General features: G+C 71.8%; 20 protein-coding genes. 11 read left to right on the forward strand and 9 right to left on the reverse strand.

Features of this window, described 5'->3' with window-relative positions; translation table 11 throughout:
• Window positions 1-13 precede the first annotated feature (13 nt).
• From ABZT17_RS09005 to ABZT17_RS09025, 5 genes are all read right to left on the reverse strand, one after another.
• Window positions 14-1,522, reverse strand: coding sequence for an NAD(P)/FAD-dependent oxidoreductase (locus ABZT17_RS09005; RefSeq protein WP_356345628.1), 1,509 nt, complete (start codon window positions 1,520-1,522; stop codon window positions 14-16).
• A 35-nt stretch (window positions 1,523-1,557) separates the two neighbouring features.
• Window positions 1,558-2,178, reverse strand: a complete 621-nt coding sequence (locus tag ABZT17_RS09010; RefSeq protein WP_356345630.1) for a DUF4126 domain-containing protein — start codon at window positions 2,176-2,178, stop codon at window positions 1,558-1,560.
• A gap of 412 nt (window positions 2,179-2,590) precedes the next feature.
• Window positions 2,591-3,220 (reverse strand): TetR/AcrR family transcriptional regulator, encoded by a 630-nt coding sequence (locus ABZT17_RS09015; RefSeq protein WP_356345633.1) that lies wholly within the window; start codon window positions 3,218-3,220, stop codon window positions 2,591-2,593.
• A gap of 47 nt (window positions 3,221-3,267) precedes the next feature.
• The gene (locus ABZT17_RS09020) at window positions 3,268-5,352 is read right to left on the reverse strand and encodes a YhgE/Pip domain-containing protein (protein ID WP_356345635.1); all 2,085 of its coding nucleotides are present in this window, start codon (window positions 5,350-5,352) and stop codon (window positions 3,268-3,270) included.
• Entirely contained in the window at window positions 5,324-6,058 is a 735-nt protein-coding gene (locus tag ABZT17_RS09025) for an ATP-binding cassette domain-containing protein (RefSeq protein ID WP_356345638.1), read from the reverse strand. The genes ABZT17_RS09020 and ABZT17_RS09025 overlap by 29 nt, the downstream gene beginning before the upstream one ends.
• Window positions 6,059-6,238: 180 nt before the next feature.
• Here ABZT17_RS09025 and ABZT17_RS09030 point away from each other — a divergent pair, with 180 nt between their 5' ends.
• The 3 genes from ABZT17_RS09030 to ABZT17_RS09040 all read left to right on the forward strand — a co-directional run bounded on the left by ABZT17_RS09030 (window position 6,239) and on the right by ABZT17_RS09040 (window position 8,505).
• Window positions 6,239-6,805 (forward strand): SAV_6107 family HEPN domain-containing protein, encoded by a 567-nt coding sequence (locus ABZT17_RS09030; protein WP_356345640.1) that lies wholly within the window; start codon window positions 6,239-6,241, stop codon window positions 6,803-6,805.
• 260 nt (window positions 6,806-7,065) lie between these two features.
• Entirely contained in the window at window positions 7,066-7,836 is a 771-nt protein-coding gene (locus ABZT17_RS09035; RefSeq protein WP_356345643.1) for a methyltransferase, read from the forward strand.
• A gap of 276 nt (window positions 7,837-8,112) precedes the next feature.
• Window positions 8,113-8,505 (forward strand): DUF3040 domain-containing protein, encoded by a 393-nt coding sequence (locus tag ABZT17_RS09040; protein ID WP_356345645.1) that lies wholly within the window; start codon window positions 8,113-8,115, stop codon window positions 8,503-8,505.
• A 95-nt stretch (window positions 8,506-8,600) separates the two neighbouring features.
• Here ABZT17_RS09040 and ABZT17_RS09045 read toward each other — a convergent pair whose 3' ends face one another.
• From ABZT17_RS09045 to ABZT17_RS09060, 4 genes are all read right to left on the reverse strand, one after another.
• The gene (locus ABZT17_RS09045) at window positions 8,601-11,108 is read right to left on the reverse strand and encodes a DUF3488 and transglutaminase-like domain-containing protein (protein ID WP_356345648.1); all 2,508 of its coding nucleotides are present in this window, start codon (window positions 11,106-11,108) and stop codon (window positions 8,601-8,603) included.
• Complete coding sequence (locus tag ABZT17_RS09050; protein ID WP_356345651.1) at window positions 11,105-12,487, reverse strand: DUF58 domain-containing protein; 1,383 nt, start codon at window positions 12,485-12,487, stop codon at window positions 11,105-11,107. The genes ABZT17_RS09045 and ABZT17_RS09050 overlap by 4 nt, the downstream gene beginning before the upstream one ends.
• The gene (locus ABZT17_RS09055) at window positions 12,487-13,527 is read right to left on the reverse strand and encodes a MoxR family ATPase (protein ID WP_356345654.1); all 1,041 of its coding nucleotides are present in this window, start codon (window positions 13,525-13,527) and stop codon (window positions 12,487-12,489) included. The genes ABZT17_RS09050 and ABZT17_RS09055 overlap by 1 nt, the downstream gene beginning before the upstream one ends.
• 257 nt (window positions 13,528-13,784) lie before the next feature.
• Complete coding sequence (locus ABZT17_RS09060) at window positions 13,785-14,330, reverse strand: carbonic anhydrase (RefSeq protein WP_356345656.1); 546 nt, start codon at window positions 14,328-14,330, stop codon at window positions 13,785-13,787.
• Between the two features lie 419 nt (window positions 14,331-14,749).
• Between ABZT17_RS09060 and rsmH the strand changes: the two genes are divergently transcribed.
• From rsmH to ftsW, 8 genes are all read left to right on the forward strand, one after another.
• Window positions 14,750-15,706 (forward strand): 16S rRNA (cytosine(1402)-N(4))-methyltransferase RsmH, encoded by a 957-nt coding sequence (rsmH, locus tag ABZT17_RS09065; RefSeq protein WP_356345658.1) that lies wholly within the window; start codon window positions 14,750-14,752, stop codon window positions 15,704-15,706.
• A 75-nt stretch (window positions 15,707-15,781) separates the two neighbouring features.
• Window positions 15,782-16,330, forward strand: a complete 549-nt coding sequence (locus tag ABZT17_RS09070) for a septum formation initiator family protein (protein ID WP_356345661.1) — start codon at window positions 15,782-15,784, stop codon at window positions 16,328-16,330.
• A gap of 5 nt (window positions 16,331-16,335) precedes the next feature.
• On the forward strand, window positions 16,336-18,288 hold the full coding sequence (locus ABZT17_RS09075; protein WP_356345663.1) for a penicillin-binding protein 2: 1,953 nt from the start codon (window positions 16,336-16,338) through the stop codon (window positions 18,286-18,288).
• A gap of 161 nt (window positions 18,289-18,449) precedes the next feature.
• Window positions 18,450-19,979 carry a UDP-N-acetylmuramoyl-L-alanyl-D-glutamate--2,6-diaminopimelate ligase gene (locus tag ABZT17_RS09080; protein WP_356345665.1) on the forward strand — a complete coding sequence of 510 codons (1,530 nt, stop codon included), beginning with the start codon at window positions 18,450-18,452 and terminating at the stop codon, window positions 19,977-19,979.
• A gap of 4 nt (window positions 19,980-19,983) precedes the next feature.
• Window positions 19,984-21,399 carry a UDP-N-acetylmuramoyl-tripeptide--D-alanyl-D-alanine ligase gene (murF, locus tag ABZT17_RS09085; protein ID WP_356345667.1) on the forward strand — a complete coding sequence of 472 codons (1,416 nt, stop codon included), beginning with the start codon at window positions 19,984-19,986 and terminating at the stop codon, window positions 21,397-21,399.
• Window positions 21,396-22,469: a phospho-N-acetylmuramoyl-pentapeptide-transferase gene (gene mraY, locus ABZT17_RS09090; protein WP_356345670.1), complete on the forward strand. Its 1,074-nt coding sequence runs from the start codon at window positions 21,396-21,398 to the stop codon at window positions 22,467-22,469. Before murF ends, mraY begins: the two co-directional genes overlap by 4 nt.
• Window positions 22,451-23,884, forward strand: coding sequence for a UDP-N-acetylmuramoyl-L-alanine--D-glutamate ligase (murD, locus tag ABZT17_RS09095; protein ID WP_356345673.1), 1,434 nt, complete (start codon window positions 22,451-22,453; stop codon window positions 23,882-23,884). The genes mraY and murD overlap by 19 nt, the downstream gene beginning before the upstream one ends.
• A 20-nt stretch (window positions 23,885-23,904) precedes the next feature.
• A complete protein-coding gene (gene ftsW, locus ABZT17_RS09100; protein ID WP_356345675.1) occupies window positions 23,905-25,266 on the forward strand; it encodes a putative lipid II flippase FtsW in 1,362 nt (453 codons plus the stop codon).
• Window positions 25,267-25,272 lie beyond the last annotated feature (6 nt).

Here is a 25,272-nt window from a genome sequence, read left to right on the forward strand (position 1 = left end):
CAGCGCCCGTTTCTCACCGGGAGCCCCTGAACTCCGGCCCTTCCACGATCAGTCCGGTCACCAGCGCGCCCGACATGCCGGCGTGCGGGAGACCGCCGCCGGGGTGCGACCAGCCGCCGGCGGTGAAGAGGCCGGGGAGCGCGGTGCGGTTGGACGGGTGCAGGGTGCCCTCCGGGCCGGCCAGCGAAGGCGAGGGGACGGCACCGCCGAGGGCGCCGGTCTCCAGCTCCGTGTGCAGGGGAGTGCGCACCTCCCGCCACAGCGTCCGCTCGCGCAGCCCGGGCACCGCACGCTCGGCCGCGGTCACCATCCGGTCCGCGAAGGCGTCGGCGGCGCCGGGAGCGGCCCAGTCGTGATCCGTCCCGGAGGCCACCGTCGCCGTCAGCACCATGGACTCGTGCTCGGCGTCGGGGCGCAGGGCCGGGTCGTCCGGGCGGTCGACGCGGACCGTGGGCCGGTCGGGGGTGTGCCCGTGCCGGAACAGGTCGAGTTCACCCTCGGCGTCGTCGGAGTGCACCACCGTGCGGTGCACCGCCCCCGCCTCCCGGGCGCCGCGCAGCGCGAGGCACACCACGACCCGGCCCGGGTGCCGGTCCTCGACGTCGGGCGCGAGGTCCTTCGGCCCGTACAACTCCCGTCCGGGCACGAGCCCGCGCAGCCGCCAGGGGCCCGCGCCGACGACCGTGTCGGCCTCCTGGGAGGTGCCCCCAGCCAGTTCCAGCCCCGCCGCGCGCCCGTCCTTCTCCAGGACCCCGGTGACCTCCGCCCCGAAGACGAACTCCACCCTCCGCGCCAGGCACCGCTCGTACACCGCCCGCGCCAGCTCCCGGATCCCGCCCCGCACATACCAGGTGCCGAAGGCGTGCTCCATGTACGCCAGCACCGCCGCGCTCGCCGGAGCGACGCCGGGGTCCACGCCGTGCGCGAGGGCGTACCCGTCCAGCAGGGCCGCCAGCCTGGGGTCGCGCAGCTCCCAGGCACCGATCTCGTGCAGCGTCACCGCTCTCCGTGTGCGCAGCAGCCGCTTCATCGGCACCGCGGGGTACGGGTCCCGATCCGCCAGCTCCGACCAGTTCGGCCACAGGGGCTCCTCCAGCAGGGGGCGGCGGGTGCGGTCCCAGGCCTCGCGGGCCCGGACCAGGAAGTCGCCCCAGCGCTCGCCCGCGCCTGCCCCCAGCGCCTCCTCCAGGGCGGCGACGACGCCCGCGCGCGAGGCGTTCGGCAGCGCCACCTCGGTGCCGTCCGCGAGGACATGCCGTGAGGACGGGTCGACCTGGACCAGCTCGACGCACTCCTCCAGGGGCTGCTTGCCGGTCTTGAGGAACAGATCGCGCCAGACCGCGGGCAGGGTCAGCAGCCCGGGACCGGTGTCGAAGCCGAACCCGTCCCGCTCGAACCGGCGCACGGCACCGCCGTAGGTCTCCGTACGCTCGTACACCGTCACCCGGTGGCCCGCGACGGCCAGCCGGGCGGCAGCCGCCATGGCGCCCATCCCGGCGCCGATCACCGCAATCCGTCCCATGCCCGCGACCTTATCGACCGCCACTGACAGTCACGTCAGGGGAGGCCCGCGGGCGGCTGTCCGATCCGTGTGGCGAGCCGGCGTTCCGCACGCCGTTCGGCCCTGCGCCGCAGGAACCGTCTGATCCGGGAGACCAGGAAGACCAGCACCACCAGCCCGGTCACCAGCAGCGCGCCCGCGATCGCGGCGGCCGCACCGGGGTGGAACATCGCGAACGTCACGATCCCACCGACGCCCAGGTCCTCGGCGAAGTTGATGATCACATTGCTGAACGGTTCCGGGGAGGTGTTCACCGCCATCCGCGTCCCGGCCTTGACGGCATGGCTGGCCAGCGCCGTCGAACCGCCGACCAGCCCCGCGACCACGTCGTTGAGCGAGCCGCTGTGACCGGCGAGCAGCGCGCCGACCCAGGCGCCCGCGACCGGCCGGACCACCGTGTGCACCGAGTCCCACACGGAGTCCACGTACGGGATCTTGTCCGCGACCGCCTCGCACAGGTACAGGACGCCCGCGACGACGAGGACCTCGGGGCGCTGCAGCGCGGACGGGACGTCGTCGCTCACCCCGGTCGCGCCGAAGACACCGAGGAGCAGCACCACCGCGTACGCGTTGACGCCGCTGGCCCAGCCACTGGTGCTGTGCCTTCTGGGGGACAAACCCCCAGACCCCCGGCAAGAGGGAGTACCGACACGGAGGCGATGGTAACCACCCGGCAACGGAGCGGTCTGGGGGTGAGTGCCCAGAGCTGAGTATCCGTACCTAGGGAGTGAGTTGAGTACGCGCGCGGATGGGGGGCGACCTGCGCGAACGGGAGAGTGGTCACACGGAAAGGGGCACGGCTCCGGCACCGGCGACACGGGGCGCCGGAACGGAGCCGCCCGCGATCCGCTCCTTCCGCCGGCCGCGGTCGGCGGGAGCGAGGCACGGGGGAACCCGGGGGAACGACCGAGAACGGGGGTCCCGACGGGGGGACACGGGGGAAGCAACAACGGGGGAGCACGAGAAGGCGCCGGTTCGAGGTGGCCCGCGGGGGACGCGGCCACGACGGACCGGCGCTTTCGTGTGCGCTCAGCGGTCGCCGCTCACCCGCCCCTGGAGCAGCCGGGACAGGGCCGCGTGGACGTCGTCCAGGGAGCGCTCGGGCTGGAAGGACTGCCAGTCCAGGGCGGCCACCAGGACCATGCCGACCAGTGCGGAGGCGGTCAGCGGGACATCGATCTCGTCGCTGAACTCGCCGTTGTCCACGCCCTCCCGCAGTACGCCCTCGACGACCGCGACGGCCTGCTGCCTGACCACCATCAGCGTGGACTGCCAGGCCCGGTTGGTGCGCCACAGCTCGGCCACGTAGAGCTGGGTGAAGGCCGGATAGCGGTCGATGAAGACGAGGCCGGCCCGGATCATCGCGTCCAGGGCGTCGACCTTGCCGCCGCCGTCCCGCTCCGTCTGCTCGGCCGCCTCCCTCAAGGAGGCGGTGAGGAGCCCCACACCGTGCCGCAGCAGCTCCTCGAAGAGGACGGACTTGCTCGCGAAGTTGTAGTAGACCGTGCCCTTGGCGACTCCGGCCCGCTCGGCGATCTCGTCCACCGTGGTGGCGGAGAAGCCCTGCTCGGCGATGAGCGTGACGGCGGCCTCGTAGAGCTTCTGCCGGGTGGCCTCGCGGCGGGTGCCGCCGCCCGGCGTGGTGCTGCTGCTTTCCATGGTCCTGATTCTCACAGGAGCCGTCCCTTCGGAAGTCACCCTCGCGCTCACAGGCTCAGCTCCGGGTGGAGCCGGTCCAGCGTCCACACCTGGCGTCGGCGGGCCGCCACCGCGGTCAGCGCCAGGGCGCCCGCGGTGAAGGCGACGAGCACCACGCACGCGTGCCACACCGGGCCGAGCCCGCCGCCCGTGATGAGCCTTCTGAGGGCCTCCACGATGTAGCTCATCGGCAGGAAGGGATGGATCGCGTTGAAGAACTCCGGGCTGGTCTGCACGGGGTAGGTGCCGCCCGCGGACGTCAACTGGAGCATCAGGAGGGCGAGTACGAGGATGCGGCCCGCCGCTCCGAAGCGCGCGTTGAGCCATTGGACGATGGCCGCGAAGCACGCCGCCACCAGGAACAGGAAGCCGATCGTGCCCGCCGCCCGGGTCATCTGGAGACCGATCGCCCAGTGCAGCACCGACATCAGGGCCACCGTCTGCAGGACGCCGACGGCCACCACCGGCAGCCAGCCCGCGAGCGCGATCCGCCAGGCCGGGGCGCTCGTGGCGAGCGCGCGCCGGTTCATCGGCGTGATCAGCATGTACGCCACCATCGCGCCCACCCACAGGGACAGCGGGATGAAGTACGGGGCGAAGCCGGTGCCGTAGTTGGGCGCCTTGTGCAGGTCCCTGGAGACCAGCTGGACCGGGTCGGCCATCACCTGGGTGCGCCGGTCGCGGTCCTGCTTGTCGTAGTCGGGGATCTTGCCCGCTCCGTCGTGCAGCCCGCCCGCCAGCTTCCCGGAGCCGTCGGCGAGCTTGTACATGCCGCCGTTCAGGGTCTCCGCTCCGGTCGTCAGCTTGCCGACGCCCGTGTTCAGGGCCGACGCGCCGCCACTGGCCGTGTCGAGGCCCGAGTGGAGCTTCACGGCTCCCGCGGCGACCTTCCCGGCACCGTCGTTCAACTTGTTGATCTTGGCGACGGCGTCGGCGAGGTCCTCGGAGAGGTGCGGCGCGTGGTCGGCGAGCGCCTGGGCCTGCGTCTGGAGGGTCGCGAGACTGGCGTCGAGCTTCTTCAGATCGCCGTGCTGGTCGGCGATCAGCCTGTTGAGGTCGTCGGCGATCGTCGCCACGTCGGCCGCGGCGGTCCTGGCCTTCTTCAGGTCGGCGCAGGCCGCGTCCGGCAGCGGCGCGTTCTCGCAGCGCGCCCGGTAGATCGCGTTCAGGGCGTCGGAGGCGGCGTGCGCGCCCTTGGCGGCGGCCGGCGCGGTCTTCACCAGGGTGTCGAGGTTGCCGCGGATGCCCTTGGCGGAGTCGGCGACCAGCCGGGCGGTGTCCCCGATGGTCTTCTCGTTGTCCTTGAGGAAGGGGCCGGCCTTCTTGTCGAGCGCGTTGACCTTGTCCGCGAGCGCCCGGGTGCCGTCGGCGACCTGCTGGGAACCGTCCGCGAGGTCGCCGGCGCCCTTGTCGAGCCTCGCCACCCCCTTGGCCAGTCTGCCGCTGCCGCTCCGGGCCTGCTTCAGCCCGTCGGCGAGGTCCGCGGAGCCCTTCTTCGCCTTGCCGATGCCGCCCTTGAGCTGGTCGGCGCCGTTCGCGGCCCGCACGGTCGCCCCGTGGATGTCGGAGAAGGAGATGAAGATCCTGTCCAGGAAGGACCGCGAGGCCTTGGTGGACGCGGCCGTGCGGACCTCGTTGAAGACCGTCCGCGAGATCTGGCCGACGATGTAGTTGTTCGCGTCGTTCGTACGCACCTGGAGCGCGCCGGTCTCGGGGGAGTCGCCGGAGCTGGAGGCGATCTTCTCGCTGAAGTCGGCCGGCATGGTGAGCGACAGGTAGTACGTGCCGTCCTCCACGCCCGCGCGTGCCTGTGCGGCACTCACCTCGTGCCAGTCGAAGGTGTCGCTCCTGCGCAGCGCCTCGGTGAGGTCGTCGCCCGCCGAGAGCCGCTGCCCGCCGACGTGCGCCCCCTTGTCGTCGTTGACGAGCGCCACCGGGATCCGGTCGAGCCGACCGTAGGGGTCCCAGAACGACCACAGGTACAGCGCGCCGTACAGCAGCGGAAGCACCAGCAGCGCCACGAGCGCCGCGCGGGGCAGCTTCCCCCTGCCGAAGCGCCTGAGTTCAAGGGCGGCCAGTCTCGGCGATCGCATCGGCCTTCTCCTTTCCGGCAGTCGGTGAGGTCGCCACGACGACGGTGTCGTCCGGAGCCTCGCTGCACACCGCGACGACCGTTGTGCCGCCCTCGGCGACCGACCTCAACAGCGCCCAGGCCTGGGTCCGTTCGGCGTCCGAGAGCTTGAGGTCGGCGTCGTCGACACCGAGCAGCCGCGGCCGGCCGATGAGCGCCAGGGCGATCGACAGCCGCAGCGCCTCCAGCCGCTCCAGATCGCGTACGGCCGTCCGGGAGCCCTTGGGCAGGGACGCGAGGTCCAGCCCGGCGGCGGCGAGCGCGGAGTCGATCCGCAGCTTCGCCTCGGCCGCGCGCTCGGCACGCGGGCGCAGCAGGCCGCGCAGCGAGTCCCCGAACCGCCGCTGCAGCAGCGCCCGTTCGCGCAGGTGCTCCCCGACGGTCAGCGCGGGGTCGAGGTCGGTGACCCCGGCGACGTTGGCGACCGCGCTGACGCGCCGTACGGCCGCCGGCTGCTTCGGCAGCCGGGCCGGGCCGATGCTCGCCGTCCCCTCGGTCGCCCTCATCCGGCCGGTGAGCGCGAGCAGCAGACAGGTGCGCCCGGATCCGGACGGCCCCTCGACCGCGATCAGCGTGCCGGGTGCCGCCTCGACGGAGACGTCCCGGAACGCCCAACCGCGAGGGCCCTGAAGGCCGAGGCCCTCGGCTGTGACGCCCACTGCGTCCACAGTTCCCCCTGAGATGAACGGAGTTGATTTGAACTGACTGGTCAGTGCAAAAACTAACGCGAACTTTCGATCGAAGCAAAAGTCCAGGTCAGAACGGATTGTCAGTGGCATACCGCACGATGGGCACATACGGCGTCCCGTATCGGGGCATGCCGTCACGCAGACGACAGGAGGTTCGTCATGGCCAGCTATCACACGGCAGCCGCCCGCCGGCGCCGCGCCACCGGCCCTGCCCCCTCACTGACCGGACCGGCGAGCGACGTCCACCCGGTGCTGCGCCGGGCCGCCGCCCCGCCCGCCGCCCTCGACCTGCTCGCCCAGGCCCGCGCCGGACTGGACGAGGCGGCCGTCCTGGAGACGCCCAACGAGCGCTACGCCACGGCCCATCTCGCCGCCCTGCGCACCGCGGCCGCCGTCCTCGCCGCGCGAGGCCGCCCGGAGACCTCCGAGCGACGCCGGGCCAGGATCCGAAGCGCCTGGGAAGTGCTCCCCGAGATCGCGCCCGAACTCACCGAGTGGAGCGCGCTGTTCGCCTCCGGAGCCCGGCGCCGCGCCCGGGCCGAGGCCGGCATCCAGGGCGCGGCGACCCGCCGGGACGCCGACGACCTCATACGTGACGTCGCGATGTTCCTCCGCCTCGTCGAGCGCATGCTGGTCCTCCAGCCGGTTCTGCCCCAGCCCCGCCAGGACACGGACCACCCGGAAGCGGGCCCGGCCCCGGACCGCGACTTACCGGACACGGGATGAGCGACCCGCCGCCGCAGGGGTCCCGGCGCCCGGGCGTTCCGGGAGCGCGGCCGTTCCGGGGGTGCGAGGTCGGTCGGGCGGCCGGACGAGTCGTCCGCCGTGCGAGACGTTTCGCGGGGCGGGCCCCGTGATGAGCTGCCGGAGCTGCGCAGGCAATAGGGTGGAGGGCGCCTGAAGCCTTCCCTCCGTGTTCCGGCCAGGGAGGCAGACCGTTCGCTCCGCCGTGCAACAGGCGGTGCCGCGCCGAGGAGTCAACTGCCGTGTCGGACCCCACGCGCCCCCGCGCCTCCCTCCGTACCGCCGTGGTCTGGGAGGTCCTCCAGGACGCCCTCGACCGCCGGGTCAAGGCCGCGGGCCGGCAGGTGCTGGACGTCCTCGACACCGGAGGCGGCAGCGGCAACTTCGCGGTGCCCCTGGCCCGCCTCGGCCACCAGGTCACCGTGGTCGATCCCAGCCCCAACGCGCTGTTCGCACTGGAGCGCCGTGCCGCGGAGGCCGGCGTCGCCGACCGTGTCCGGGGTGTCCAGGGCGACGCCCACGGCCTCTTCGACGTGGTCGAGCGCGGCGGCTACGACGTCGTGCTGTGCCACGGCGTCCTGGAGTACGTCGACGACCCGGCGGAGGGGCTGCGCAACGCGGTCGCCGCGCTGAGGTCCGAGGGCGTCCTCAGCCTGCTCGCCGCGGGCCTCGGCGGAGCCGTGCTCGCACGGGCCCTCGCCGGGCACTTCAAGGAGGCCCGGCAGGCCCTCGGCGACCCGGACGGCCGCTGGGGCGACGGCGACCCCGTGCCGCGCCGCTTCACCGCCGACCAGCTCACCGCGCTGGTCGAGGGCGCGGGCCTGAAGGCCGCCGCCGTGCACGGCGTCCGCGTCTTCGCCGACCTCGTCCCCGGAGTCCTGGTGGACACCGAGCCCGGCGCCCTGGAGGCGCTGCTCAAGCTGGAGGAGGCGGCGGCCGAACTCCCCGCCTTCCACTCCGTCGCCACCCAGCTCCATGTGCTCGGTGAGACACAGGGGGCCGCGGAGGCCTGAGCCTCCTGTCGGGGCGAGCCGCTGATCAGCGCGTTGGCGGCGCATGGAGTACGCCACAGGCCCCCCGTTCGGGGCCCGGGAGCCGTATGATCGAGGGAGATCACCCGGCATGACGGGCCGGTCGCTGGGGAATGGAAGATTCAGCGAACCGGGACGGCCATGGCGGAATCCGGTTGGCCAATTGGCGCAGAGGGGCGGGTTTCACGGGGGCGATTCCCTGCCTATCCTGAAGGGACCCCCGGGTCGCCCCGGCGACTGCACGATGAGGAGGACTCCGTGCCGCTCTCGGAGCACGAGCAGCGCATGCTCGAGCAGATGGAGCGAGCGCTGTACGCCGAAGATCCCAAGTTCGCGTCGGCGCTCGAGGGAAGCGGGCTGCGTACGTACACCCGGCGGCGGGTCTACCAGGCGGTCGCGGGCTTCCTCGTGGGTATCGCGCTCCTCATGGCTGGAATGGTGGCCAAGCAGGTCTGGCTCAGCGTGGTGGGCTTCCTCGTCATGCTGGGTTGTGCGGTGCTCGCCGTGACCGGTTGGCGCAAGGCCCCCAAGCCGGGTGAACAGCCCGCCGCGGGCGCCCCGCACGCGCGCCGGCAGGCTCGGCAGAAGCGCTCCATGATGGACCGCATCGAGCAGCGCTGGCAGCGCCGCAGGGACGAGCAGGGCCACTAGAACAGGGCTCAGCGCTCCCCATGACGGATCGAGGGGGTGACCACCCGGTGGGTGGTCACCCCCTCACACATGCCCGAGACCCGGCGTCCGGGCCCTCAGCCGCCCTGCTGGCTCGACGGGCGCGGGCGCCGCACCAGGCTCGTCCAGCGGTCCGCCGTACGGGACTTGAAGGCCGTCCAGCGGTCCATCACGTCCCAGAGGGCACGGACCGCCGAGCGCGGCGCGACGACCGCCCGCACGCGCGTGGTCCAGCTGACGCGGGACCGCAGCGCCGCCCGCAGCCTGCGCACGTCGTCGGGCAGCCCGGGCACCGACTGCGGCTGCGGTGCGAACAGCACCTGCTCCACCGCGCTCGCGACCCGGTGCACCGACTCCGCCGTCGAACCGTCCAGCTGTCCGAGCCGCACGATCCGCGCCGCCGCCTTGCGCGGGGTCAGCGCGTCGTCCGGCGGGATGCCGTAGTCCCAGGCGGTGTCGGTCAGCTCCCGCCACACCGCGAGGACGTGCACGGCGGCCACCTCCGCGGCGTACCGGGCGTCCGCCTCGACGGCCGTGCCGACCACCGTCAGGGAGACGTCGTCCGTGGTCGCCGCGCCGCGTTCGGCACGGCTTCTCGCGGCCGGGACACCCAGGCCGGTGTGCTGGGCCGAGGCCAGCCGCACCGAGCGCCGGCGCACCCGCCACAGCATGGGCAGCAGCGGTACGGCGACCACCAGCAGGCCCAGCAGCGCCCACAGCGCGATCTGGTACCAGGGCGGGCCGCTGTCGCCGGGCTTGGCCGTGCCGACCGAGAGAGCGCCGCTGCACGCCGCGTCCCGCTTGTCGGCCTGCGCGCAACTCGTGCTCGCGGACGGCGCCGTCGACGCGTTCGAGCCGGCCGACTCAGTGGGCCGCGGCACGTCGGGAAGGCTGTTGCCCGGGGTGTCCGTCTGTGTGTACGAGGGCGCCACGCCACGGTTCGGGGTCGGCTCGAAGCGGGTCCAGCCCACGCCCTCGAAGTAGAGCTCGGGCCAGGCGTGGGCGTCCTTCAGGCCCACCGACACCGACTGGTCCGACTGCGGGGCACCCGGGGCGAAGCCCACCGCGACCCGGGCCGGGATGCCCAGGCTGCGGGCCATCGCCGCCATCGCGAAGGAGAAGTGGACGCAGAAGCCCTCCTTCTCCTTCAGGAACTTGGCGATCGCGTCCGGGCCGGTGCCGACCTGGACCTGGGTGCTGTACTGGAAGCCACCGGTCAGCGTGAACCAGTCCTGGAGCTTGACCGCCTGTTCGTAGTGGCTCGTGGCACCCGCGGTGACCTCGCGGGCGGTCTTCGCCACCACGGCGGGCACCGACTTGGGCAGCTTGGTGTACTCGTCCTTGAGCGCCTTGGGCGGCTCCGGCGCGTCGGCCAGCTGCTCCGCCGTCGGCTGCACATCGAGGCTCTTGACCAGATAGGTCTTGCCGCGGGTGGTCTGGCCGTGGTCGCCGACCAGCGTCATCCCCACCGGCTCGTAGCGCCACTTGCCGCCGACCTGGACCCCGCTGGGCGGGTAAGGCATCGGCAGCCAGTCCTGGGCGTACCAGTCGGCGGCCGAGATCCGGGTCTCGATCTCGGCGCGCTTGACGTCCGCGCCGAGGCCGATCGGGGTCGGGAACCGGTCCGGGACACCGGTGACATGCCGCTTGGACGGCTTCCAGGTGCTGCCGTCGAAGTCGTCCAGGGACACGATCCGCAGATACAGGTCCCCGACATCGCTGCTGTTGGTCTTGAGGGACATGACCTGGCGGTCCTCGTCCACGTTCAGACTGTCGCGCAGCGAGACCAGGGGGTTGACCGCGGAGATCGTGCCCCCGTTGCCGTTCCCCGCGCCGATGCCGGTGCCGGCGCCGTCCAGGAGGCCGCCGCTCATCGAGGGCAGCACGGCCGGCACCACCAGGGCGAGGCCCAGCGCGAGCACGCCTATGCGCCGCCCGGTGCGGATCGGCGCCACCGGGCCGGGCTCCCCGCCCGGAGTGCGCGGTGCCCCGCCGAACACCCGCCCCCACTGCGAGAGTCGGTCCCGGCCCTCGGCGAGCAGCAGCATCAGATAGCCGCCCGCCGCGACCAGGAACCACAGCCAGTCGGCGCCGCCGTCGGAGAGCCCCGCGGCGACCGAGTACAGCGCCAGCAGCGGAAGACCCGCCGGGGCGGCGCTGCGGAAGGTCACCGCGAGGGTGTCCACGGCGAGCCCGATGACCATGACCCCGCCGAACAGCATCAGCCGGATGCCGTCGGACTCCAGGGGCGCCGGGATCGCGTACCGCGCTATGTCGTCGCCGCCCTGCTGGAACAGGTCGGCGAAGTGCCTCAGGGCCTCAGGACCCGGGACGATCCCGGCGACGGCCTGCTGCCGGGCGAAGACCAGGGTGAGCATCAGCAGGGTGACCAGCGCCTGCGCCGCCACCGTCAGCGGCCGGGCCAGCGGCACCCGCCGGGTCGCCGCACCCACACCCGTCTGCACGCCCAGCATCACGGCGACCTGGAGGATCCAGGAGGCCGGGGTGACCAGGGGCAGCAGGGCGCAGGACGCCATCAGCGTGGCCGCCCAGGCGCACAGCGCCAGTCGTGCCCGTCCGCTCATGACCCCGCCCCCTCACCGCTCGTCCCGCCGGTCCCGCCGGTGACCGTCAGCCCCGCGCGCTCACGGTCCGCCTGCCGCCACAGCTCGTGCAGCGAGGCGCCGCGCGGCACGCTCAGGACCGTCCAGCCGGCCTCCCGCAGCATCCGCAGCCGCTCCTCACGCCGGTCCAACGGCCCGGGCACATCGGTGGGTTCCCGCACCCACACGTCACTGTCCAGCAGGAAGGCGACCGCGCCCCCGCTGCGCTGGCGCATCTTGGCGACCACCGTGGCCTGCTCCTCGTCGAGGTCGCCGAAGAAGGCCACCAGCAGCCCCTCGTTGCCGCCGCGCAGCACGTCGTAGGCGCGCGACAGACCCGCGCCGTCCGAGTGGTCGATCACCGCGAGGGTGTCCATCATCAGTCCCGCCGAGTCGGCGGTCTCCTGGCTGGCGCCCGCGAACCCCTCGGCGCCCTCACCGGGCACGGAGGTGCCGGTGTCCGTCAGCAGGCGTACGGAGAAGCCCCTCTCCAGCATGTGCATCAGCACCGACGCCGTGCCCGAGACGGCCCACTCGAAGGCGGAGTCGGGTCCCGCGCCCTGGAAGGCGAGGCCCCGGGTGTCCAGCAGCACCGTGCACCGGGCGCGCTGGGGCTGCTCCTCGCGGCGCACCATCAGCTCGCCGTAGCGGGCGGTGGAGCGCCAGTGGACGCGCCGCAGATCGTCGCCGTAGCGGTAGCCGCGCGGGATCACGTCGTCCTCGCCGGCCAGCGCCAGCGAGCGCTGCCGCCCGTCGCCGTACCCCTTCGACTCGCCGTTGAGGCGCACCGGCGGCAGCGCCTCCACGCGCGGGATCACTGTCAGGGTGTCGTACGAGGAGAAGGACCGGGTCAGCTCGCACATCCCGAACGGGTCGGTCAGGCGCAGCTGCAGCGGGCCCAGTGGATAGCGGCCGCGCAGATCGGAGCGGACGCGGTAGGAGACCTCGCGGCGGCCGCCCGGCTCGACCCGGTCGAGGACGAAGCGGGGGCGCGGGCCGAGGACGTAGGGCACCCGGTCCTGGAGCATCAGCAGGCCGGTGGGCAGCCGCGAGACGTTGTCCATCCGTAGATGGACGCGGGCCTCGCTGCCCGCCGGGACGCGCGCCGGGGCCAGCCGGCGGCTGCCGGCCACCCGGTAGCGGGTGCGGTAGAGGAAGCCCGCGCAGACCAGGGGCAGCGCGGCGAGCAGCAGGCCGACCCGCAGCAGGTCGCTCTGGCCGAGGACGTAGGAGCAGATCGCGGCCGCGATGCCGGCGGCCAGGAAGGAGCGGCCCCGGGTGGTCAGGCCCGCCAGGGTGGTGCGGATGCCGCCCTTCTCGCCCCGGTCGGCATCCGCGGGCCCGCTGGGCCCGGAGGTCATCACAGCCTCCGCGGCGGCTGCTGGCCGTACGACGGCGTGCCGGGGCCGAGGGAGCCGAAACCGCCCTGCTGCTGGGGCGCCGCCGGTACGGCGGTGCGCTGCAGGATCTCCTGCACGACCTGCTCGGAGGTGCGGCGGTTGAGCTGGGCCTGGGCGGTGGGCAGCAGACGGTGGGCCAGGACGGCGACGGCGAGCGCCTGCACGTCGTCCGGCAGGGCGTACTCCCTTCCGCTCAGGGCGGCGGAGGCCTTCGCCGCGCGCAGCAGGTGCAGCGTCGCGCGCGGGGAGGCGCCGAGTCTGAGGTCCGGGTGGTTGCGGGTGGCGGAGACCAGGTCCACCGCGTACCGCCGTACCGCGTCGGCGACATGGACGCCCCGCACGGCCTCGATCAGCTTCACGATGTCGTGGGCGTGCGCCACCGGCTGGAGGTCCTCCAGGGGGGAGGCCCCGCCGTGGACGTCGAGCATCTGCAGCTCGGCCTCCACGCTGGGGTAGCCCACCGAGACCCGGGCCATGAAGCGGTCGCGCTGTGCTTCGGGCAGCGGGTAGGTGCCCTCCATCTCGACCGGGTTCTGCGTGGCCACCACCATGAAGGGGCTGGGCAGTTCATAGGTCTGTCCGTCGATGGTGACCTGGCGCTCCTCCATGGACTCCAGGAGCGCCGACTGGGTCTTCGGCGAAGCGCGGTTGATCTCGTCGCCGATCACGATCTGCGCGAAGATCGCGCCCGGTTTGAACTCGAAGTCCCGGCGCTGCTGGTCCCAGATGGACACACCGGTGATGTCCGAGGGCAGCAGGTCGGGCGTGAACTGGATGCGTCGCACCGAACAGTCGATGGACTTGGCCAAGGTCTTGGCCAGCATGGTCTTGCCCACGCCGGGGACGTCCTCGATCAGAAGATGTCCCTCGGCGAGCAGTACGGTCAGCGAAAGCCGTACGACCTCGGGCTTGCCCTCGATCACTCCTTCCACCGAACTGCGGACCCGCTCCACAGTGGCAGTCAGATCTGTAAGGCTCGCTCGATCGTCATAGGTCGTCACCCGGCCCTCCTCGGCCCGTTCTTTCTCCGGGCCGACGCTTGCTGTGCGGACCGGCCCACCCCGAATCACGGACACCACGCGTGAAAAGTTCCGCACGGCGCCTCACCCGCATTCTTGCTGCCGTTACCGATTCGTGTCACTCGACTGTGGACAAGTGGCCGCGATATGTCGGGTTTTACGGTGCTTGGGGTCCAGCATGCGCGGGTTCCGCGGAAAACGAGAGGGGCCGGAGCCGGTCACGGCGGGGAAGGCCGCGGCTACGCAGGGTCGACCTCGCGCAGCAGACCCGTCTTCACGTCGAAGACGAAACCGCGCACATCGTCGGTGTGCAGCAGGAACGGAGAGGTGCGCACCCGCTGCATGGACTGGCGGACGTCCTGGTCGACGTCCCGGAAGGCCTCCACGGCCCAGGCGGGGCGCTGGCCGACCTCCATCTCCAGCTCGGTGCGGAAGTCCTCGGTGATCGCCTCCAGACCGCAGCCGGTGTGGTGGATCAGCACGATGCTCCGGGTGCCGAGCTTGCGCTGGCTGATGGTGAGGGAGCGGATCACGTCGTCGGTGACCACGCCGCCCGCGTTGCGGATGGTATGGCAGTCGCCGAGTTCCAGGCCGAGTGCGGCGTGCAGGTCGAGTCGGGCGTCCATGCAGGCCACGACCGCGACGTGCAGAACGGGGCGGGCGTCCATACCCGGGTCGGTGAAGGCGGCGGCGTACTGTTCGTTCGCGTCGACGAGACGGTCGGTGACGGTGCCGCCGTGTATGGCGCCTTCGGGCTCGGTGGAAACGGATGCAGAAGTCGTCATGGCTATGACGGTACTGGTCACAGGTGACGCGGTCTGCGTGTGAGAGCGGGAAAAGAGCGTCATCACGGTCCTCTTGTGAGGTAACCCACATGGGTTGTGGTAGTGAAGCCGATAGGGGGATTTTCCCCGGTTTGCCGCTTCACACGCACCTTGAGCCGCGACGCGCAGGCCGGTTGATTGACCGCGAGACAGCGTGGACTAAAGTGACGCGAAGCGGGAGGCGAGGCTCTCCCTGCTGGACTGAAACCCCGGAGGCCCGGCGATTTTCCGGGTTCTCCCCACGTGCGCGGCGCGTACGTACGGCTCGGCCTCCTCCCGCTCCCGGCCGGCTGACGCCTCCGGCGCCGGCAGGCCTCCCCTTCCTCGAGCGGGCGGGGACCCGGCGGTGCGTACGCCCGCGCCGGACCTGAGAGGGCCCCTTGAGCCAGAGTCGACACGTCCCGGTGATGCTCCAGCGGTGCCTGGACCTGTTGGCCCCCGCCCTGGAGCGGCCCGGAGCGGTCGTCGTCGACTGCACGCTCGGGCTGGGAGGGCACAGCGAGGCCCTGCTGACCCGGTTCCCGGAGGCCCGGCTGGTCGCCCTCGACCGCGACAAGGAGGCCCTGCGGCTGTCCGGGGAGCGCCTCGCCCCCTTCGGCGAGCGCGCGAGCCTGGTGCACGCGGTCTACGACGAGCTCCCGGACGTGCTCGACCGGCTCGGCATCGCGCGCGTGCAGGGCGTCCTGTTCGACCTCGGTGTCTCCTCCATGCAGCTCGACGAGGCCGACCGCGGCTTCGCCTACGCCCAGGACGCCCCGCTCGACATGCGGATGGACCAGACGACCGGCGTCAGCGCGGCCGAGGTCCTCAACACCTACCCGGCCGGTGAACTCGTCCGGATCCTGCGCGCCTACGGCGAGGAGAAGCAGGCCAAGCGGATCGTCGGCGCGATCGTGCGCGAGCGCGACAAGGAGCCGTTCAGCAACAGCGCGCGGCTCGTCGAGCTGATCCGGGACGCGCTGCCGCAGGCCGCCAAGCGCACCGGCGGCAACCCGGCCAAGCGCACCTTCCAGGCGCTGCGCATCGAGGTCAACGGCGAGCTGTCCGTCCTGGAGCGGGCGATCCCGGCGGCCGTGAAGGCCCTGGCCGTGGGCGGACGGATCGCCGTGCTGTCGTACCACTCGCTGGAGGACCGGCTGGTCAAGCAGGTCTTGGCGGCGGGCGCGGCCAACACGGCGCCTCCCGGGCTGCCGATCGTGCCCGAGCGCTACCAGCCCCGGCTCAAGCTGCTCACGCGCGGTGCCGAACTTCCCACCGAGGAAGAGGTCGCCGAGAACCGGCGGGCGGCACCGGCGCGACTGCGCGGGGCCGAGCGCATCAGGGAGGACGCCGAGTGAGCGGGTTTTTCGAACGGACCGGGGAGTGAGCGGGTTGGGACGACCGGCGGACTCACCGGGCGAACTGGGGGCCGTGTGAGCAGGAAACCCGAACTGAGGGGGCGGGCGGCCCGCCTCGCACGTCTCTTCCCCGGCCCCCAGGGCCGTGGCCAGGCCGCCCGCACCCCGTTCGTCCTCCTCGTCGTCCTCCTGCTCGGCGGCGGCCTGATCGGGCTCCTGGTGCTGAACTCGGCGCTCAGCGAAGGCTCGTTCAAGATGGACGACCTCCAGAAGGACACCAAGAACCTCACCGACGAGGAACAGGCGCTCCAGCGGGACATCGACGCCTACTCCGCCCCGCAGGCCCTCCAGCGCCGCGCCCACGAGCTGGGCATGGTCCCCGGCGGCGACCCCGCCTTCCTGAACCCCGACGGCACCGTGAAGGGCGTTCCCTCGGCCGCCGCCCAGCAGTCCGCCGTACAGGCCCCGCTGGTCCTGCGCCCGCCGGAGACCATCACCCACCCGCCCGTCACCCCGGCCGCGGCCGGCCCCACGTCCACCCCGGCCGGCTCCGGCGCCACCGCCACGAGCCCCACCCCCGCGGCCGTTCCCACACCCACCCCGACCACGACCCCCGGCAGGTGACGGAAGTGTCCGACAGGGAACCGCCGCGCCGACGTGTGCCAGGCCCCGCGCGTCCCGTCCGCCCCGCCGCGGGTCAGCGGCGCCCGGGCAGCGGCGCCCGCCCGGCGGCCCGCCGCCCGGCACCGGCCCGTCCCGCCGCCTCCAAGCCCCTGCGTCTGGGCAGCCCCCGCCCCCGGCTGCGCATGGTCGCGCTCGCGCTCACCCTCGTACTGATCGCCTTCGTGGTACGGCTGCTCCAGGTCCAGGCCGTGGACGCGAGCACCTACACCGCGAGGGCCGACCAGAACCGTTACGTCGGCCAGATCCTGCCCGCGGAGCGCGGCGGCATCACCGACCGCGACGGCGTGGCCCTGGCGACCAGCGTGGACGCCTACGACCTCACGGCCGACCCGACGATGTTCACCCGCAAGCAGCTCAAGATCGACGACGGCCCCGAGCAGGCGGCCGCGCTCCTCGCGCCGATCCTCGGCGTCGACCAGGACTCGCTCGTGCGCAAGCTCCGCCCGAAGAACAAGGCGCTGCGCTATGTGCTGCTGGCCGGCCGCCAGACCCCCCAGGTCTGGTCGCAGATCAAGGACCTGAAGGCCGCGCTGGCCAAGAAGTCGGACACCGCCAATGTCCTTGCCGGCGTCTTCTCCACCCCCAGCAGCAAGCGCGTGTACCCCAACGGCGACCTCGCCGCCGGGATACTGGGCTGGGTCAACGCCGACGGCAAGGGCGGCGGCGGTCTTGAGCAGGAGCTGGACAAGGAGCTCGCCGGCAAGGACGGCAAGATCCGCTACGCCCAGTCCGGCGGGCGGCTGGTGCCCACCGTCGGTTCCACGGAGACCCCCGCGGTACCCGGCAGCGACGTCGAGCTCACCATCGACCGTGACATCCAGTGGGCCGCCCAGAGCGCCATCACCGATCAGGTGAAGAAGTCCGGGGCGGACCGCGGCTACGTGATAGTGCAGGACACCCGGACCGGCCAGATCCTCGCCATGGCCAACTCGCCCGGCTTCGACCCGAACGACCTCTCCAAGGCGAACGGGAACGCCCTGCACAACTGGGCCGTCGAGGACGCCTACGAGCCCGGTTCGACCGCCAAGATCATGTCGATGGCCGCCGTACTGCAGGAGAACGTCGCCACCCCGCTGACGCATGTCGTCGTGCCCAACCGGCTGCACCGCGGCGACCGTCTCTTCAAGGACGACATCGACCACGCGACCTGGAACCTCACGCTCAACGGCGTGCTCGCCAAGTCCAGCAACATCGGCACCATCGAGGCCACCGGCCAGCTCGGCAAAACGCAGGCGCAGGCCAACCGGGTCCTGTACTCCTACCTGCGCAAGTTCGGACTCGGCAGCTACAGCGGACTCGACTTCCCGGGCGAGACCAAGGGCATCCTCGCCCCGCCCGACAAGTGGTCGACCTCGCAGCAGTACACGATTCCTTTCGGCCAGGGCGTGTCCATCAACGCGATGCAGGCGGCCTCCGTCTACTCGACGATCGCCAACGGCGGCGTCCGTGTCGAACCCACGCTCGTGCGCGGCACGAAGGGACCGGACGGACGCTTCACCCCGGCCCCGCAGCCCGAGAGGACAAGGGTCGTCAGCGCCAGGACGGCGAAGACGCTCGCCCAGATGCTGGAGTCGGTCGTGGACGACCAGGAGGGGACGGGCACCAAGGCGCGCATCCCCGGCTACCGGGTCGCGGGCAAGACGGGTACGGCCAACCGCGTGGATCCGGCCACCGGCAAGTACCGCGGATACACGTCGTCGTTCGCCGGATTCGCCCCCGCCGACAACCCGAGGGTCACCGTCTACTGCGCCATCCAGAACGCCACCAAGGGCAGTTACTTCGGCGGCCAGATCTGCGGACCCATCTTCAAGGAGGTGATGGAGTTCGCACTGAAGACCCTGCAGGTCCCGCCCACGGGCGCCAAGCCCGCGAACCTGCCCGTGACCTTCACGCCCTGATCAGCGCAACCAGCCAGGAACGCTCCGTGACCATGATCACTTCAGACTCCGGCGACCCGGGCACGCCCGGCCCCTCGCTTCGCTCCCAGGCGGGTGGGCCCGGTACGCTCACCGCCGTGCCACACGCTGATCAGTCCCAAACCACCCAGAAGGGCGCATCCGTGACATACCCCGGGCCGCCCAGGCCGGTGCGGGTCTCCGCGACACCCCTCGCGGAGCTCGCCGAACAGCTGGGTGTCCCCGCGCCGGACACCTCCGAGGACACCGCGGGGGTCACGGGCATCACCCATGACTCGCGCGCCGTCCGCCCCGGCGATCTGTACGCCGCCCTCCCGGGCGCCCGGCTGCACGGCGCCGACTTCGTCACCCAGGCCGCCGGCCTCGGCGCGGTCGCGGTGCTGACGGACCCGGCAGGCGCCGAGCGTGCGGCGGCCACCGGCCTGCCGGTCCTGGTCACCCAGGACCCGCGCGGGCGGATGGGCGAACTGGCGGCCACCATCTACGGCCACCCGGGCCGCGACCTGCTCCAGATCGGCATCACCGGCACCTCCGGCAAGACCACCACCGCCTACCTCGTCGAGGGCGGTCTGAAGACCAAGAGCAACACCGGTCTCATCGGCACGGTCGAGACGCGCATCGGCGACGAGCGCATCAAGTCCGAGCGCACCACCCCCGAAGCCACCGATCTGCAGGCCCTGTTCGCGGTGATGCGCGAGCGTGGGGTCGAGGCGGTCGCCATGGAGGTCTCCAGCCACGCGCTGGTCCTCGGCCGGGTCGACGGCTGTGTCTTCGACATCGGCGTCTTCACCAACCTCAGCCCGGAACACATGGAGTTCCACTCCGACATGGAGGACTACTTCCGGGCCAAGGCGCGGCTGTTCACGCCGGAACGCAGCAGGCTCGGCATCGTGAACCTCGACGACGAGTACGGCCGCAGGCTGGTCCAGGAGGCGGGCGTACCGATCGTCACCTTCTCCGCCGAGGGCCACCCGGACGCCGACTGGCGCGCCCAGGACGTGCGGATCGGCCCGATGGACTCGACGTTCCTCGTGACCGGCCCCGAGGGCGAGCGGATCGAGGCCAGGGCGCCGCTGCCGGGCGGCTTCAACGTGGCCAACACCCTCGCCGCGATCGTCGCCCTGGCCGCCGCGGGCCTCGACCCGCAGGCCGCCGCCGACGGCATCGCGGCCGTCCCGGGCGTGCCGGGCCGCCTGGAGCGCGTGGACGCCGGGCAGCCGTATCTCGCGGTGGTGGACTACGCCCACAAGACCGACGCCGTCGAATCGGTCCTGCGCGCCCTGCGCAAGGTCACCGAGGGCAGGCTGCACGTCGTGCTCGGCTGCGGCGGCGACCGGGACCGGACCAAGCGGGCGCCGATGGGCGCCGCCGCGGCCCGCCTCGCCGACACCGCCGTACTGACCTCGGACAACCCCCGCTCCGAGGACCCCCTCGCGATCCTTGCAACCATGCTCGAGGGCGCCGCGTCCGTACCAGCACACGAACGCGGCGAGGTCCAGGTCTTCGAGGACCGGGCCGCCGCGATCGCCGCAGCCGTCGCCCGAGCGCGGCCCAAGGACACCGTGCTGGTCGCGGGCAAGGGGCACGAGCAGGGCCAGGACATCGCCGGGGTGGTCCGTCCGTTCGACGACCGCCAGGTGCTTCGAGAAGCCATCCAGAAGACCCAGGGATGAACTTGTGATCGCCCTCTCTCTCGCCGAGATCGCCTCAGTCGTCGGCGGGCAGACGCACGACATACCGGATCCGTCCGTCCAGGTCACCGGGCCCACGGTCATCGACTCACGGCGGGTGGGGGACGGCAGCCTGTTCGCCGCCTTCGTGGGCGAACACGCCGACGGCCACGACTACGCGAAGAAGGCCGTCGAGGCGGGAGCGGTCGCCGTGCTGGCGCAGCGTCCGGTCGGCGTCCCCGCGATCGTCGTGGACGACGTCCAGACGGCCCTCGGCTCCCTCGCCCGTCATGTCGTACGACGTCTCGGGGCGACCCTGGTCGCCCTCACCGGGTCCGCGGGCAAGACCAGCACCAAGGACCTGATCGCGCAGGTGCTGCGGACCAAGGCGCCGACGGTGTTCACGCCCGGCTCGCTCAACAACGAGATCGGGCTGCCGCTGACCGCCCTGTCCGCCACCGAGGAGACGAAGTTCCTCGTGCTGGAGATGGGCGCCCGGGGCATCGGGCACATCCGGTACCTGACCGAGCTGACCCCGCCGAGGATCGGACTCGTGCTCAACGTCGGCACCGCCCACATCGGCGAGTTCGGCGGCCGCGAGCAGATCGCGCAGGCCAAGGGCGAACTCGTGGAGGCGCTGCCCTCGGCCCAGGACGGCGGCACCGCGGTCCTCAACGCGGACGACCCCCTCGTACGGGCCATGGCGTCCCGTACGAAGGCGAAGGTGATCCTTTTCGGAGAGTCCGGCGAAGCGGACGTACGTGCCGAGAACGTACGACTCACGGACACGGGACAGCCCGCCTTCAGGCTCCACACACCCTCCGGTGCAAGCGACGTGACCATGCGCCTGTACGGTGAGCACCACGTGTCGAACGCGCTCGCCGCGGCCGCCGTCGCCCATGAGCTGGGCATGTCCGCGGAAGAGATCGCCACCGCGCTCTCCGAGGCGGGCTCCCTCTCCCGCTGGCGGATGGAGGTCACCGAGCGCCCGGACGGCGTGACCATCGTCAACGACGCCTACAACGCCAACCCCGAGTCCATGCGGGCCGCTCTGCGCGCGCTCGCGGCCATGGGCAACGGGAAGCGGACCTGGGCGGTGCTCGGCAAGATGGCCGAGCTCGGGGACGAGGCGCTCGCCGAGCACGACGCGGTCGGACGGCTCGCCGTCCGGCTCAATGTCGGCAAGCTCGTCGCGGTCGGGGGCAGGGAAGCGTCCTGGCTGCAACTGGGCGCATATAACGAGGGTTCGTGGGGTGAGGAGTCGGTGCACGTGTCCGACGCACAGGCGGCGGTCGACCTGTTGCGCAGCGAGTTGCGCCCGGGGGACGTCGTCCTCGTGAAGGCGTCCCGGTCGGTGGGGTTGGAGAGCGTGGCGCAGGCGCTGCTCGAGACCGGTGCCGAGGGCGGGGCTGATGCCCGATGATGAAGCAGATCCTCTTCTCGGGCGTCATCGGTCTGTTCCTGACGCTGGTCGGCACCCCGCTGCTGATCAAGCTCCTCGCCCGCAAGGGCTACGGCCAGTACATCCGTGACGACGGCCCGCGCGAGCACGCCAGCAAGCGCGGTACGCCGACCATGGGCGGTATCGCCTTCATCCTGGCGACCGTGGCCGCGTACTTCCTCTCCAAGGTCATCACCGGCTACCCGCCGAGCTACTCGGGCCTGCTGGTGCTCGGTCTGATGTGCGGTATGGGCCTGGTCGGCTTCCTGGACGACTACATCAAGATCGTCAAGCGCCGCTCGCTGGGCCTGCGGGCCAAGGCGAAGATGGCCGGCCAGCTGATCGTCGGCATCTCCTTCGCCGTGCTCGCCCTGCAGTTCCAGGACTCCCGCGGCAACGCCCCGGCCTCCACCAAGCTGTCGTTCATCACGGACTTCGGCTGGACCATCGGCCCGGTCCTGTTCGTGGTCTGGGCGCTGTTCATGATCCTCGCCATGTCGAACGGCGTGAACCTGACGGACGGTCTGGACGGCCTCGCCACCGGCGCCTCCGTCCTCGTCTTCGGCGCCTACACGTTCATCGGCGTCTGGCAGTTCCAGGAGTCCTGCGCCAACGCGCAGACCCTGACCAACCCCAACGCCTGCTACGAGGTGCGCGACCCGCTGGACCTCGCGGTCATCGCCTCCGCGCTGATGGGCGCCTGCCTCGGCTTCCTGTGGTGGAACACCTCGCCGGCCAAGATCTTCATGGGCGACACCGGTTCGCTCGCGCTCGGCGGTGTCCTCACCGGCCTGGCCATCCTCTCCCGCACGGAGCTGCTGGTGGCCATCATGGGCGGTCTGTTCGTCCTCATCACCATGTCGGTGGTCATCCAGGTCGGCTCCTTCCGGCTCACCGGGAAACGCGTCTTCCGGATGGCGCCACTCCAGCACCACTTCGAACTCAAGGGCTGGTCCGAGGTACTTGTGGTGGTCCGCTTCTGGATCATCCAGGGCATCTGCGTGATCGTCGGCCTCGGCCTCTTCTACGCGGGATGGGCAGCGGACAAGTGACCGACCGGCAGGGGCTCTCGCTGGAGGGCAAGCACGTCACCGTCGCCGGGCTCGGCGTCTCCGGCATCCCGGCGGCCAAGGTGCTGCACGCGCGCGGGGCGATCGTCACGGTCGTCAACGACGGCGACGACGCACGCGCGCGTGAACAGGCCGCGGAGCTGGAGGCGCTGGGCGTCACGGTGCGCCTCGGTGACGGGGCGACCCTGCCGGAGGGCACCGAGCTGATCGTCACAGCGCCCGGCTGGAAGCCGGACAAGCCGCTGTTCGTCGCGGCCCGCGAGGCCGGTGTCGACATCTGGGGCGACGTCGAACTCGCCTGGCGCCTCAGGGGCCCCGACGCGGCCCCCTGGCTGGCCGTCACCGGCACCAACGGCAAGACCACCACCGTCCAGATGCTGGCGTCGATCCTGAAGGCGGCGGGCCTGCGCACGGCGGCCGTCGGCAACATCGGCGTCTCCGTGCTGGACGCGGTGCTCGGCGACGAGCCGTACGACGTCCTCGCCGTGGAGTTGTCGAGCTATCAGCTCCACTGGGCGCCCTCCCTGCGGGCGCACTCGGCGGCGGTGCTCAACCTCGCCCCCGACCACCTCGACTGGCACGGCTCCATGGAGGCCTACGCGCGCGACAAGGGCCGTATCTACGAGGGCAATCACGTCGCCTGTGTCTACAACGTCGCCGACAAGGCCACCGAGGACCTGGTGCGCGAGGCCGACGTCGAGGAGGGCTGCCGGGCCGTCGGGTTCACCCTCGGCACCCCGGGCCCCTCCCAACTCGGCGTCGTGGACGGCATCCTGGTCGACCGCGCCTTCGTGGAGAACCGGCAGAAGAACGCCCAGGAGCTCGCCGAGATCTCCGACGTGAATCCACCGGCCCCGCACAACATCGCCAACGCCCTTGCGGCGGCGGCCCTCGCGCGTGCGTTCGGGGTGCCCCCCAAGGCCGTACGCGACGGGCTCAGGAACTTCACTCCGGACGCGCACCGCATCGCGCATGTGGCCGACATCGACGGAGTCGCCTACATCGACGACTCCAAGGCCACCAACACCCACGCGGCGGAAGCCTCGTTGGCGGCGTACGAGTCCATCGTCTGGATCGCGGGCGGGCTCGCCAAGGGCGCCACCTTCGACGAGCTGGTCGCCAAGTCGGCAAAGCGACTTCGCGGTGTCGTGCTCATCGGCAAGGACCGCGCGCTGATCCGGGAAGCCCTGACGCGACACGCGCCGGAAGTACCCGTCGTCGACCTCGACCGGACCGACACTGGGGCGATGCTCGCGGCGGTCCGGGAGGCCCGGCGGCTCGCCGTCGAAGGCGACACGGTGCTGCTGGCACCGGCCTGCGCCTCGATGGACATGTTCACCAACTACAACAAGCGCGGTGACGCGTTCGCGGAGGCGGTTCGCGAACTCGGCGCCTGACCGAGGCAGCGGAGGCGCCGATGCCCAGTAGCCGTACCGGACGTCCGCCCGTGCAGCGGGCCGTCAGACGTCCCGCCGCTCCCCGCTCGCCGCGCGACAACCCCGTGCGGCGGGCGTACCTCAACGCCAAGCGGGCCTGGGACCGGCCGCTGACCGCGTACTACCTGATCGCCGGCGGCTCCCTGCTGATCACCGTGCTCGGTCTGGTGATGGTCTACTCGGCCTCCCAGATCACCGCGCTGCAGATGTCGTTGCCCGGCTCGTACTTCTTCCGCAAACAGTTGCTCGCGGCCGTGATCGGCGGTGTGCTGCTGCTGATCGCGTCCCGGATGCCGGTGAAGCTGCACCGGGCCCTGGCGTACCCGATCCTGGCCGGTGCCGTCTTCCTGATGGCCCTGGTGCAGGTGCCGGGGATAGGGATGTCGGTCAACGGCAACCAGAACTGGATCTCGCTCGGCGGTTCCTTCCAGATCCAGCCCAGTGAGTTCGGCAAGCTCGCCCTCGTGCTGTGGAGCGCCGACCTGCTCGCCCGCAAGCAGGACAGGAACCTGCTGAACCAGTGGAAGCACATGCTGGTGCCGCTCGTCCCGGTCGCCTTCCTGCTGCTCGGGCTGATCATGCTCGGCGGCGACATGGGCACGGCGATCATCCTCACGGCGATCCTCTTCGGGCTGCTGTGGCTGGCGGGAGCCCCCACGCGGCTGTTCGTCGGGGTGCTGTCGATCGCAGCCACCCTCGGTTTCGTCCTCATCAAGACCAGCCCGAACCGCATGGCCAGGCTCGCCTGCATCGGCGCCACCCAGCCCAAGACGGGCGTCGCCGACTGCTGGCAGGCCGTGCACGGCATCTACGCGCTCGCCTCCGGCGGAATCTTCGGCTCCGGGCTGGGCGCGAGTGTGGAAAAATGGGGCCAACTCCCGGAAGCCCACACGGACTTCATCTTCGCCGTCACCGGTGAGGAACTGGGCCTCGCGGGGACGCTGTCGGTGCTCGCCCTCTTCGCGGCTCTAGGCTATGCGGGTATCCGCGTGGCCGGCCGCACGGAGGACCCCTTCGTCAGGTATGCCGCGGGAGGCGTGACCACCTGGGTCACGGCTCAGGCCGTGATCAACATCGGTGCGGTGCTCGGCCTGCTGCCGATCGCCGGTGTCCCGCTCCCGCTGTTCTCCTACGGGGGATCCGCCCTGCTGCCGACCATGTTCGCCATCGGACTGCTGATCGCCTTCGCGCGTGACGAGCCCGGTGCGCGGGCGGCGCTTTCGATGCGGCAACCCCGCTTTGGTAGAAAGCGGGCGGGAGGCGCCGCTTCGGCACGGGGGCCTCGGAGATGGAACACGATGCGACGGCGTGCGCCTCAGGCGCGGCCGTCCGGAGAGCGGTGAATTTCG

It is taken from the genome of Streptomyces sp. NPDC005648, assembly GCF_040605395.1.
GTDB lineage: Bacteria > Actinomycetota > Actinomycetes > Streptomycetales > Streptomycetaceae > Streptomyces.